Origin of the sequence: Gordonia oleivorans, from assembly GCF_040044975.1 — a bacterium.
GTDB classification, from domain to species: Bacteria; Actinomycetota; Actinomycetes; order Mycobacteriales; family Mycobacteriaceae; genus Gordonia; species Gordonia oleivorans.
The window spans coordinates 130248-142152 of the sequence record NZ_JBDZDI010000005.1; the positions used below are offsets into that span (position 1 = coordinate 130248).

At 67.0% G+C, this 11905-nt stretch carries 11 protein-coding genes; 7 read left to right on the top strand and 4 right to left on the bottom strand.

All coding sequences use genetic code 11. From position 1 onward, the window contains the following. The first annotated feature begins 11 nt into the window (after positions 1 to 11). The 6 genes from ABLE92_RS10480 to ABLE92_RS10505 are packed head-to-tail and all read left to right on the top strand — an operon-like array spanning position 12 to position 6621. The gene (locus tag ABLE92_RS10480; protein WP_348804695.1) at positions 12 to 1118 is read left to right on the top strand and encodes an acyl-CoA dehydrogenase family protein; all 1107 of its coding nucleotides are present in this window, start codon (positions 12 to 14) and stop codon (positions 1116 to 1118) included. Next, positions 1118 to 2281 carry an acyl-CoA dehydrogenase family protein gene (locus ABLE92_RS10485; protein WP_348804696.1) on the top strand — a complete coding sequence of 388 codons (1164 nt, stop codon included), beginning with the start codon at positions 1118 to 1120 and terminating at the stop codon, positions 2279 to 2281. The genes ABLE92_RS10480 and ABLE92_RS10485 overlap by 1 nt, the downstream gene beginning before the upstream one ends. Then, on the top strand, positions 2278 to 3309 hold the full coding sequence (locus ABLE92_RS10490; protein WP_348804697.1) for a bifunctional MaoC family dehydratase N-terminal/OB-fold nucleic acid binding domain-containing protein: 1032 nt from the start codon (positions 2278 to 2280) through the stop codon (positions 3307 to 3309). The genes ABLE92_RS10485 and ABLE92_RS10490 overlap by 4 nt, the downstream gene beginning before the upstream one ends. Continuing rightward, complete coding sequence (locus tag ABLE92_RS10495; protein WP_348804698.1) at positions 3306 to 3743, top strand: MaoC family dehydratase; 438 nt, start codon at positions 3306 to 3308, stop codon at positions 3741 to 3743. The genes ABLE92_RS10490 and ABLE92_RS10495 overlap by 4 nt, the downstream gene beginning before the upstream one ends. Continuing rightward, on the top strand, positions 3743 to 4918 hold the full coding sequence (locus tag ABLE92_RS10500; RefSeq protein WP_348804699.1) for a lipid-transfer protein: 1176 nt from the start codon (positions 3743 to 3745) through the stop codon (positions 4916 to 4918). Before ABLE92_RS10495 ends, ABLE92_RS10500 begins: the two co-directional genes overlap by 1 nt. 41 nt (positions 4919 to 4959) lie before the next feature. Next, positions 4960 to 6621, top strand: a complete 1662-nt coding sequence (locus ABLE92_RS10505) for an AMP-binding protein (protein ID WP_348804700.1) — start codon at positions 4960 to 4962, stop codon at positions 6619 to 6621. Between the two features lie 390 nt (positions 6622 to 7011). Here the strand turns inward: ABLE92_RS10505 and ABLE92_RS10510 are convergent, their stop codons facing one another. Together ABLE92_RS10510 and ABLE92_RS10515 are read right to left on the bottom strand one after the other, a co-directional pair. Next, complete coding sequence (locus ABLE92_RS10510) at positions 7012 to 8292, bottom strand: ArsB/NhaD family transporter (RefSeq protein WP_348804701.1); 1281 nt, start codon at positions 8290 to 8292, stop codon at positions 7012 to 7014. An 18-nt stretch (positions 8293 to 8310) separates the two neighbouring features. Beyond that, positions 8311 to 10023, bottom strand: a complete 1713-nt coding sequence (locus ABLE92_RS10515; protein WP_348804883.1) for an MFS transporter — start codon at positions 10021 to 10023, stop codon at positions 8311 to 8313. A 173-nt stretch (positions 10024 to 10196) separates the two neighbouring features. On the opposite strand from ABLE92_RS10515, the gene ABLE92_RS10520 reads away from it, so the two are divergent. Further along, positions 10197 to 10328 carry a hypothetical protein gene (locus ABLE92_RS10520; RefSeq protein ID WP_348804702.1) on the top strand — a complete coding sequence of 44 codons (132 nt, stop codon included), beginning with the start codon at positions 10197 to 10199 and terminating at the stop codon, positions 10326 to 10328. Positions 10329 to 10438: 110 nt separating this feature from the next. Here ABLE92_RS10520 and ABLE92_RS10525 read toward each other — a convergent pair whose 3' ends face one another. Next, the gene (locus ABLE92_RS10525) at positions 10439 to 10870 is read right to left on the bottom strand and encodes a DUF6918 family protein (protein WP_348804703.1); all 432 of its coding nucleotides are present in this window, start codon (positions 10868 to 10870) and stop codon (positions 10439 to 10441) included. A gap of 122 nt (positions 10871 to 10992) precedes the next feature. Continuing rightward, positions 10993 to 11901, bottom strand: a complete 909-nt coding sequence (chsH3, locus tag ABLE92_RS10530; protein ID WP_348804704.1) for an enoyl-CoA hydratase ChsH3 — start codon at positions 11899 to 11901, stop codon at positions 10993 to 10995. Between the last annotated feature and the right edge of the window lie 4 nt (positions 11902 to 11905).

Genomic DNA, 11905 nt, shown 5'->3' on the forward strand with positions numbered 1-11905 from the left:
GAGGCACCGGGGTGGACTTTGCCCTCGACGCGGAAGCGGTCGCGGTCGGTGACGTCGCCGACGACGTACTCTCCCGGCACGAGACCCGCTGGGAGACGAAGTTCGGGCGTGGACTGCGCGCTGGTGACCAGGACGGCGTCGGTGGGCTCGACGACGCGCTGTGGGCCGAGATGGCCGATGCCGGACTCAACGCGCTCGCACTCCCCGAATCACTGGGTGGCGACGATCTCGGGGTCACCGCGGTGGCCCCGCTGCTCCGCCGGCTCGGCGCGGCGGCGGCCGTCGTGCCCGTTCTCGGCTCGGTGACCTCGGCGCTCGTGTTGCGGGCCGTCGACCCCGGAACCGCCGACGGCCTGCGACGGCGGTGGGCCGGGACGCTGGCCGAGGGTGCCTGGCATGCGGTCGCGCTGGGGGAACCGGGTGACGCGCTCACCTCCACCCCGCAGACCACCGTTCGTGACGGTCGCCTCGTCGGCGTGAAATCCGGTGTGCTGCATGCCGAGGGCTCGACCGCGCTGCTCGTCGGCACCGATATCGGGGTTCTCGCCGTGCGATCGGATGCGCCGGGAATCAGCATGCGGCGCACCCCGTCGTCGAGCGGTTGGGGTGAGTACACGATCCGATTCGACGATGTTCCCGTCGCCGATGCCGACGTACTCACCGCCGACCTCGGCGTCCTGCGCGACCTCTACCGGATGTCCTTGTGTACCTACGCCGATGGACTGGTGGCCGGGGCGACCACGCTCACCGCGCGACACGTGACCGAACGTGAACAGTTCGGCAAACCGATCGCGCTGTTCCAGGCGGTGGGCCAGCAACTCGCCGACATCTACGTCGTCGGCCGGGCCCTGTCTCTGGCGGCGACGGCGGCGGCGTGGCGACTGTCCGAAGGGCTGGACGCCGAGCATGATCTGGGTATTGGAACGTACTGGATGGCCGCAGAGGTGCCGGCGACGCTGCGCACCATGACCCACCTGCACGGCGGTATCGGTGTCGACGTCACCTACCCGCTGCACCGCTACTTTTCGATCGCCAAGGATCTCGCCCGGCTCGTCGGCGGCACCGACGCTCGTCTCGACGAGCTGGCCGGGCTGTCGGAATCGGTAGGAGCGCACTGATGTTCATCGATCTCACGCCGGATCAGCGGGCGTTGAAGGCGCAGGTACGCGAGTACTTCGCCGACCTCATCGGCCCCGAGGATGCGACGACGATGCTCACCGAACGGCATGGTCGGACCTACCGCAAGATCGTGCGGCAGATGGGCGCCGACGGTTGGCTCGGCGTCGGCTGGCCGAAGGAGTTCGGCGGCAAGGGATTCGGTGAGATCGAACAACAGATCTTCACCAATGAGGCCGTCCGCGCCGATGTCCCGCTCCCGGCGGTGACCTTGCAGACCGTCGGCCCGACGCTTCAGGCCCACGGCACGGCGGAGCAGAAGGATCGGTTCCTGCCCAAGATCCTTTCCGGCGAGGTGCATTTCGCGATCGGCTACACCGAACCCGACGCGGGCACCGACCTCGCCTCGCTGACCACGAGCGCCGTCCGCGAGGGCGATGAGTACATCGTCAACGGGCAGAAGATCTTCACCACCGGCGGACACGACGCGGATTTCATCTGGCTCGCGGTGCGCACCGATCGGCACGCCCCCAAACACAAGGGCATCTCGATCCTCATCGTCGACACCCGTGACCCCGGATACTCCTGGACGCCGATCATCACCGCCGACGGCGCGCACCACGTGAACGCCACCTACTACAGCGATGTGCGTGTGCCACTGTCGATGCGGGTCGGTGAGGAGGGGGACGGCTGGAAGCTGATCACCACTCAGCTCAATCACGAACGGGTGATGCTGGGTCCGGCCGGCCGCATCGACGGCCTCGCGGCGCGGGTGCGTGCCTGGGCTGCACGTCCCGGACCGGACGGCACGGTGATCGCCAAACATCCCGACGTGCGTCGCGCGCTCGCGGAGATCGACGCCTACGCGCGTATCAACGAGTTGCTCAACTGGCAGGTGGCCTCCACCGGCGAAGCCATCTCCATGGCCGACGCCGCGGCCACCAAGGTCTTCGCCACCGAACGACTTCAGAAGGTGGGGCGGATGATCGACGAGATCATCGGCCGCTACGGCGATTTCACCGATCCGCAGACCGCCGAGTTGGTCGATTGGCTCGACGTGCAGCAGAAACGCAACGTGGTCATCACCTTCGGGGGAGGCGTCAACGAGGTGATGCGTGACATGATCGGCACCGCCGGACTCGGATTGCCGAGGGCCAAACGATGACCGGATCGCAGACGCTGATCGACGCCATCGAGTCGGCCGCCCGGCAGATCAAGGGCGACGGCCCCAGCGCGCCGGTGGCGGGCCGGGACCCGGTGAATCAGCCGATGATCAACAACTGGGTCGAGGCGATCGGCGACACCAACCCCATCTACACCGACGCCGCCTCCGCGCGGGCCGCCGGCCATCCGGGAGTGGTCGCCCCGCCGGCGATGGCGCAGGTGTGGACGATGCGCGGCCTCCACGGTTCGCGGGCCGCCGACGATCCGCTCGGCCGCGCCACCGAACTCTTCGACGAGGCCGGCTACACCTCCGTCGTCGCCACCAACTGCGACACCACCTATCACCGCTACGTCGAGGTCGGTGAGCAGGTCGCGATCTCCGCCGAACTCGTCGACGTCGTCGGTCCCAAGAACACCGCGCTGGGCGAGGGGTGGTTCTTCACCACCCGCAACACCTGGTCGGTGGGCGACGAGGTGGTCGCCGAGATGGATTTCCGGATCCTGAAGTTCCGGCCGCCCGGCGCGGGAGCCACCGCGCCGCCCGCCGAGCCGCCGGCCGGCGCCTCGTTCGATGACCTCGATCCATCGACGATGTTGCGGCCCGGTGTTTCCCGGGACACCGCCTTCTTCTGGGAGGGCATCGCCGCCCACGAGTTGCGCATCCAGGCCGTCGAGGACGGTACGTTGCGTCACCCGCCGATACCGGCGACGTGGAAGCCCCGTGGCGCCGACGGCATCGTGCCGGCCACCGACTACGTGGTCGCGAGTGGCCGCGGCACCGTCTTCAGCTACGTCGTGCACCGTGCCCCCAAGGTGCCCGGACGGGGGCTGCCGTTCGTGGTCGCCCTCGTCGAACTCGAGGAGGGTGTGCGGATGCTCGGTGAGCTCCGTGGTGTGGACCCGGAGCAGGTGCACATCGGAATGCCGGTCGAGGCAACCTATCTCGACTTCCCGGCCGACGACGATGCCGGTACACCGGCGTGGACGCTGTATGCCTGGCAGCCGCGTCAGAAGGAGGTGAGCGCATGACCCTCGAGGCGGTACCAACCGTCGAGGTCGGTCAGACGTTGCCCGCGTTGACCATTGAGGCGACACCGACATTCGTGGTGGCGACGGCGTTGGCCACGCGTGACTTCCAGGATGTGCATCACGATCGGGATCTGGCGCAGGCCAAGGGCTCGAAGGACATATTCGTCAACATCCTCACCGACACCGGCCTCGTGGAGAGGTTCGTCACCGACTGGGCCGGACCGTCGGCGCGCGTGCGTTCGATCAGACTGAAACTCGGTGTGCCGTGGTACGCCTACGATTCGGTGACGTTCACCGGCGAGGTGACCGCGCGTGACGGGGATGAGGTCACGGTGTCGGTGGTGGGAACGAATTCGCTGGGCAAGCATGTGATCTCGACGGTGGTCGTCGGACTCGGTCACGCGGTCGGCGGCAACAGGGCGGGGGAGAACTGATGGGAACCCTCTCCGGGGCGGCCGCGATCGTCGGTATCGGGGCCACCGAGTTCTCCAAGGACTCCGGGCGCAGTGAACTGCGACTGGCCGCCGAAGCGGTCTCCGCGGCGATCGCCGACGCCGGCCTCACCCCGGCAGACGTCGACGGTCTCGTGTCGTTCACGATGGACACCAACGCCGAGATCGCGGTGGCGCGTGCGGTGGGAATCCGTGAGATGACGTACTTCTCGCGCATCCACTACGGCGGCGGTGCGGCGTGCGCCACCGTCCAGCAGGCCGCGATGGCGGTGGCCACCGGCGTCGCCGACGTCGTCGTCGCCTACCGGGCATTCAACGAACGGTCGGGACTACGTTTCGGACAGGTGAATTCGGCCGTCGCGAACCAGGAGAACTCGTCGGGTACCGACAACGCCTTCTCCTACCCGCACGGACTGTCGACTCCGGCGGCCTTCGTCGCGATGGTGGCGCAGCGGTATATGCACGACTACGGCGCCACCAGTGAGGATTTCGGCCGGGTGGCCGTTGCCGACCGCAAGCATGCGGCGGTCAATCCGAACGCCTTCTTCTTCGGTAAGCCGATCACCCTGCAAGATCACCAGAAATCGCGCTACATCGCCGAGCCGCTCCATCTGCTCGACTGCTGTCAGGAGTCCGACGGTGGCGTCGCCATCGTCGTGGCCTCGGCCGAGCGTGCGAAGGACCTGCCGCATCCGCCGGCGGTGATCGTGGGTGCGGCCGCCGGAAGTGCCGACGACCAGTTCATCATGACCAGCTATTACCGTGATGACCTCGCCGCGCTGCCCGAGATGGGCCTGGTGGGTCGGCAACTGTGGAAGCAGTCCGGGCTGCGGCCGGACGACATGGACGTCGGGATTCTCTACGATCACTTCACCCCCTACACGCTGATGCAGTTGGAGGAGCTGGGATTCTGTGGTCGGGGAGAGGCGAAGGACTTCGTCGCCGAACCCGGTGCGCTCGAGGTCGGCGGTCGTCTGCCGTTGAACACACACGGCGGGCAACTCGGCGAGGCCTACATCCACGGGATGAACGGCATCGCCGAGGGCGTGCGCCAGATCCGCGGGACCTCGGTCAACCAGGTGAGCGATGCGCAACGCGTCATCGTCACCGCCGGGACGGGAGTCCCCACCAGCGGCCTGGTGCTTGCCGCGCAATGACATTCGGGTACGGACAATCATCAGCCCAAAGGAGTTCGACAGTGACCACGCAGGACGCGCCCCACAAGTTCAACCTGGCCGACGTGTTCGAGACCGTCGCCGACTCGGTGCCCGACCGCATCGCACTGAGCTACGACGGACGGCAGATCAGCTACGCCGAACTCGACCGACTCGCCACGAGAGTCGCGCATCTGCTGCGGGACAACGGAATCGAGGCGAATGATCAGGTGGCACTGTTCCTCAAGAACAGTGTGGAGCACGTGACGAGCCTGCTGGGACTGCTCAAGATCCGAGCGGTGCCGGTCAACGTCAACTACCGCTACACCAACACCGAGTTGCGCTACATCTTCGACAATTCGGACTCACGGGGGATCATCGTCGAACTCCCCGAACATCAGCGTAGCGTCGCGGCGCTGCTCGGCGACCTGCCCTTGGTGCGCACCGTTTTCGTGATCGGACCGATCGAGACGGAGCTGGCCGAGGCGGCCGCCGCGCTTCCCGACGGCCGCGAGGTTGCGGTGGTGTCCTTCGCCGACGAGGAGAACGCCTCCGAGGAACGCGATTTCGAGCCGCGTACCGGCGACGAACTGTATCTGCTCTACACCGGCGGCACCACCGGCTATCCGAAGGGTGTCATGTGGCGTCACGACGACTTCTTCCGCAAGCCGATCTCCGGCGGCAACCCGTACGGTGAGGCTCGCAAGGATCTCGCCGAACTGGGAACTGCTGTCCAGGAATTCGGGTCGATCGCCTTCAACATCGCCGCGCCGCTCATGCACGGCGCGGCGTCGTACTCGCTGTTCACCTTCCTCACCCTGGGTGGGCGGCTGGTCTTGATGCGCGACTTCGACCCGGCGGCGATCGTGCAGGGCATCGAGGACGAGGGAATCCAGATCATCCTCATCGTCGGTGACGCGATGGGTATGCCGCTCGCGGAGGAGATGGAACGCCGCAAGGACGAGGTCGACTACTCGACCCTGTTCTCGGTGACCTCCGGCGGCGCCATCTGGTCACATCACAATCGGGAGCGGTTCGCCGCCATCAAGCCGGATCTCATCCTGCGCGACAACTTCGGTGCCTCCGAATCGGGCAATGACGGCGAGATCCTGATGGACGACAACGGGAATCTCCGGGTGCCGCCGACCGACAAGATGATGGTGGTCGACGAGCGGCATCGTCAGATCGAGCCTGGCTCGGGCGATGTCGGGTACATCGCGCGTATCGGCAATGTGCCACTCGGGTACTACAAGGACGAGGAGAAGAGCGCCCGAACCTTCCCGACCCTGCCCGACGGTCGGCGGATCTCGATCCTCGGTGACATGGGCACCGTCGAGGCCGATGGTTCCATCGTCTTCCTGGGCCGCGGTTCCCAATGCATCAACACCGGCGGCGAGAAGGTGTACGCGGAGGAGGTCGAGGCGGTACTCCACGCGCATCCGGCCATCGGCGACGCACTGGTGGTCCCGGTGCCCGACGAACGCTACGGGCAGCGCGTGGCCGCGGTGGCCCGCGTCGCCGACGGCGCCACCGAACCGAGCCTCGAAGAGATACAGGCACATTGCCGCGAATCGCTTGCCGGCTACAAGGTTCCGCGCACCGTCGTCTTCGTCGACGAGGTCAAGCGCACGCCCGCAGGCAAGGCCGACTACCGGTGGGCGAAGAACGCCGCGGCCACCGCGGGTGCGGAGCCGGCCCCGGCCTGACCCGGGAACGTTCGCAGCGCTCTTTCGTTGCTGGTCGAGCCGTCGCGAGCCCCCCCAGGGCGAGCGGCGAGTCGAGACCTCCGCAGGATGCGCTGGAAAGTGTCCACGCTGACAGCGCTCTGTCACCCGTTGACGGCGCCTTCGCCCACGTTGACGGCGCTCGCCAACCCGTTGGTCGAGCCGTCGCGAGCCCCCAGGGCGAGCGGCGAGTCGAGACCTCCGCAGCGTGCGCTGGAAAGTACCCACGTTGACAACTACTGCGCCGACGAACCTGAGCGCTGTCAACGGGATGGCAAGCGCTGTCAGTGAACTGGAGAGCGCTGTCAACGGAATCGAGAGCGCTGTCAACGCAGAGCACGCCTGGAGGATCAAGCCCGGATCAAGCCCCGATCAGCCGACCTGAAGCCCCACCCATAGGGCGACGACGGCGGCGATCAGGGTGGGTGGGACGGTGAGCGCCCCCAGCAGGAGGTAGCGCCGCGTCGGCGGAGGAGTGGTGTTGCGCCGCATCACATCTCGCCACAGCAGATTGGCCAGGGAGCCGAAGTAGGCGAGATTCGGGCCGATGTTGACCCCGAGCAGCATGGCGAGCGCCAGTCCCGGCTCGTGCGCGACGAGCGGGATGAGCAGGAGTGTGGCGGGCAGATTGTTGAGCAGATTGGCCACCACCGCCGCCAGCGCCGCGACGGCCAGCAGAGCGAGGAGCCCCTCGCCGGACGGGATGAGTGTGGTGACCCAATCGCCCACGGGGCCAAGCCGTATCGGCAGGATGATGATGCCCAACGCGGCGACGAACGCCAGGAACGGCACGTTCAGTGCGCGCCCGGCGCGGATGACCGTCGGCAGCGGAGCACGTCGCAGGGGAGCGATGAGCATCACCACCGCTCCGATCGCGGCGACGACCGACAGCGGCACACCCAGCGGTTCGGCCACCACGAATCCGACGAGAAGCAGGCCGAGCAACACCAGGGTCAGCACAGGTGCCGGGCGGCTCACCGCGGGGGCGGTCGGAGCGGGGCCATCCGAAGTCGCCTCGTCGCGCACCGACCGCAACTCACTCGCGAAAAACCAACGGAATAGCACGTATTCGACGACGATGGCCACGACCCACGGACCGACCATCAATCCGGCGAAGGTGAGGAATCCGAGGCCCGTTGCCGAAAAGGCCAGCAGGTTGGTCAGATTCGACACCGGAAGCAGCGTCGACGCGCTGTTGGCCAGGTGTGCCGTGGCCGCGCCCGCCGGTGCGACCTTCGCCCCGATGCGACGCGCGGTGGCGACGGCGACCGGTGTCAGCAGCACGATGGTGGTATCGATGGACAGCACCGCGGTGGTCACTGCCGCGGCGACGAACACCAGTCCGAGCAGACGTTGCGGTGACCCTCGACTGACCCGCGCGAGAACCGAACCGATCCAGGCGAATACGCCTTCCTGGGCGCACACCTCGGCGACGACGAACATGGCCGCGAGGAAGCCGATGGTGGGTCCGATGAACGAGAGTTCGTCCCCGGCTTGCGACCACGAGACCACACCCAGCACGACCAGCACGACGGCGGCGGGGACCGCCACCACGGCCGGACTCATCCGGCGCGCCGATACGGCAACGCCGACCACACCGAACAGGCAGCAGGCAGCCAGGATGGTGCCCAGGACACTCTGGGAATCGAGCACGACGAGAGCCTAGTTGAATCAGACGGAATCGGACTCGGACGCCACGGGGTCATTCGAGTCGCGGCCGTCGGCAGCAGGCTCGTTCGCGGTCGGCCCGCTCGCTGCGTTGTCGTTCGAAACAGGGTCGTCGTCGGACTCACCGGACCAGCCGAATTCGTTGACCCCGGACTCGGGTTGACCGTCGTGATGGAGTGCGACCACACGACGCGGGGCGAGGAATCCCAGCGCCACGCCACCGACCACCAGCACGATCCCCAACACCAGACACGCCATGTTCATCGGTTCGATGAACGCGTCTTTCGCGCCCTGCAGGATCCGGGCACCGAGTTCTCCGGGCAGTCTGGAGGCGACCTCGGTGGCCTCGGCGAGTGACCGGGAGATCCGTTCGCCGGCTTCGGCGGCGGCCTGTGGCTGTCCGGCGGCGGTGAGCTGATCACGCGCCAGTGCTGCGGTCGACCCGATGCGATCCGAATAGCCCGCCGCCAGCAGGCTTCCCGAGATGGCGATGCCGATGGCGGCGCCGATCTCGCGAGCGGTGTCGTTCACCGCCGAACCCACGCCCTGATTGTCCAGCGGGGTGTTGGACATGATGGCCGTCGTCGACGGTGCGGTCGCCAGGCCGATACCCACGGAGGTGCAGAACAGCATCGCCGCCAGCACCCAGTACGTGTCGTAGTCGATGGTGCCGATGAGGATGAAGCCGAGCCCGGAGATCAGAATTCCGCCGGCCAAGACGAAGCGCAGCGAATGATAGCGCACCGCAAGCCAATTGCCGATGAGTGCGAAGATGCTCACTCCGGCCACCATGGGCATCAGGGCGAAGGCCGACTGGAGCGGGGTGTAGCCGAACACCAGCTGCAGTCGTTGCAGCAGAAGGTAGAACGCGCCGAAGGAGGCGAAGAATTGCAATGCCACCGACAATGCGCCGGAACCGAAGGCGCGGTTGGTGAACAGCCGGACGTCGAGGAGCTGGCGTGACCCGCGCAGCTCGATGAGGCAGAACACTGCGACGAGGACGATGCCGCCGATCAACGTGATCAGGACGAGCGCGTCATCCCAGCCACGATGGGGTGCCTCGAGCAATCCGAACACGATGCCGGTGACCGCCAGGATCGAGACCAGCGTGCCCAGATAGTCGAACGGTTTCGGCTCGGAGTCCTTGGAGGTGCCGATCGTCAGGCACACCAGCGCGGTGAGCACCGCCGACGCCGCGAACGTGATGAAGATCGAATGCCACGAGAAGAACTTCAGCAGGACCCCGGACACCAGGAATCCGGCGATGGCGCCGGCGCCGGCGACGGCGGCCCAGATGCTGATGCCGATGCTGCGTTTGTCCTCCGGCACGCCCGAGGTGATCAACGACAACGTCGTCGGCATGATGAACGCGGCGCCGGCACCGGCCACACATCGGGTGATGATCAGTTGGGTCGGATCGGTGGTCCAGATGGCCGCGAGGGAACCGATCGCGAACACGATCAGACCCGCGATCAGCAATTCGCGCCGGCCCAGGCGGTCGCCGATGGCGCCGGCGGGCAGCAGGAGCGCGGCCAGAGCCAGGGTGTATCCGTCGGCGATCCACGTCATCTGTCCGGTGTCGGCGTTGATGTCGATGGCGATGTCGGCGAGGGCCGTGTTGAGGGCGGCCATGGCGGCCACGACCATGCTGACGGCCGCGCATGAGATCAGGATGAGCCATGCCGATCGCAGATCGATGGAGGTGAATCGGCGCATCGTCACGCCCTTCCTGTGGATTTTCCGGGGCTCAGCTGTGTGACGCACGCGACACGCTGGCCCGAAGACGCGACATCAAATGCAACGTGTGACACATTAATCACTGAAGTCACACACACGGGGATCGTGACCACACCTCGGTACCGGCCCCGGCCAACTGAAAGTGGGACATCATGGCCGCACCGGTCAACACTTCCCGATCCGCCGATACCCCGCGCCTGCACGTGTGGCGCGTTCTCGCGATGCTCGCGGCGCTGGTCGCGGTCGTCTGCATGCTCGTCCTCATCGTGACGACCGCAGCCTGACCGCGCGGGCGCTGATCGCGACAGTCCTGTCCGCGACAGCGCTGACTGCGACGGCGCGGCATGGCCGCGCCGCCGACCCGCGTTGCGAGTCGACGCGGCGCGACCGTCGATCATGCGACGTTGCGTTCCACCGCGGCACCCACCGCGGGTAGGGCGTCGCTGACGTATCCCTTCGCCTTGCCCCGCAGCGACTTGTACGCCTTGACCAGCGGCGCCTTGGCCGACTCGACCTGATCATCGGTGACGGCGAGCAGTGCTTCAGTCGCGGCGTCGGCGTTGGCGGCGAGGTGATCGCCGAATGCCGTTCCGGCGGGCTTCGAATCCCAGAACGGCGTCAGCGCGTTGACGAAGTCCGGCAGCATCAGATCGGTGGCCTTGCGCACGATCCCGGGCTTGACCTTCTGTGCGGCGGCGTACGCGGCCTTGACGGCAGCCCCACCGATGCCCTTCTGAGCCGAAACCTGCGAGTCGATCACCCCCACCAGGTCGTCGACGGCGGCCGATCGGTTGGTGTCGAGCAAGGACTGCAGCGAATCGCTCATCAATTCTCCTCAAGGATGGGACGGGTCTTCCTTGAGCAGAATAGACGCCCGGCGTCGTCCGTATGGTCAGTGCGATATCGAAGGTGGACAGGCCCCGTCATCGGACCGCCGATCGCCCCACATCAGGCCGGTGAAGCGGGTTTCGCCGACGTGATGGCCACGTTGCCCAATGCCACGTTTCCCAATGCCACGTTGCCCAATGCTGGAGCGCCGTCGCGGTCGGCGACCGATGCGGAGATCAGCAAGCGGCCGGAGTCCTCCCAGACCGCGATGTCGAGCGTCTCGCCGGGGAAGACGACCCCGGCGAAGGTGGCCGAATAGTCGCTCACCGCGGTGACGTCGCCGTCGAGGAGGGCGTCGACGACGGTCCGGCACACCGTCCCGTAGGTACACAATCCGTGCAGGATCGGCCGCGGGAAGCCCGCCCGGGCGGCGAACGCCGGATCCGAGTGCAACGGATTGCGGTCGCCGCACAACCGGTACAGCAGTGCCTGATTGGGCAACGTCGGCGCGGTCAGCCGGTGATCGGGTTCGCGGTCGGGGTAGGTGAGTTTCGTCGACGTCCCGCGATCGCCACCGAAGCCGCCCTCGCCCTTGGCGAAGATCGACGACCGCTCGGTCCACAGGTCGTTGCCGTCGGAGTCGGTGGTGACCTTCTCGGTGATGATCACCGCCGCCGATCCCTTGTCCTGGATCTCGGCGATCCGCGCCCGGGTGGTGGCCTTGCCGTCGGCGGGGATCGGGCGGTGCGCGATCACCTGCTGACTTCCGTGCACCACCTTCGCCAGATCGATGTCGATGCCCGGGAACCTGACCTTCGGTGCCTCGATGGCGTGAAACGACGCCGCGACGGTGGCGAACGTCGGCAGCACCTTGGGGGCGACGTCGTCGACGTAGGCCAGCCCGGCGGTGTCCATCGGGTCGGCGGCGGCACCGACGGCCAGGTGATAGAGGGCGATGTCGGAGGCCGACCACGAGAAGCTGGTCTCGGGCAGTTCGGCGCCCAGGGCGACGGACAGATCGATGGGCATCGTA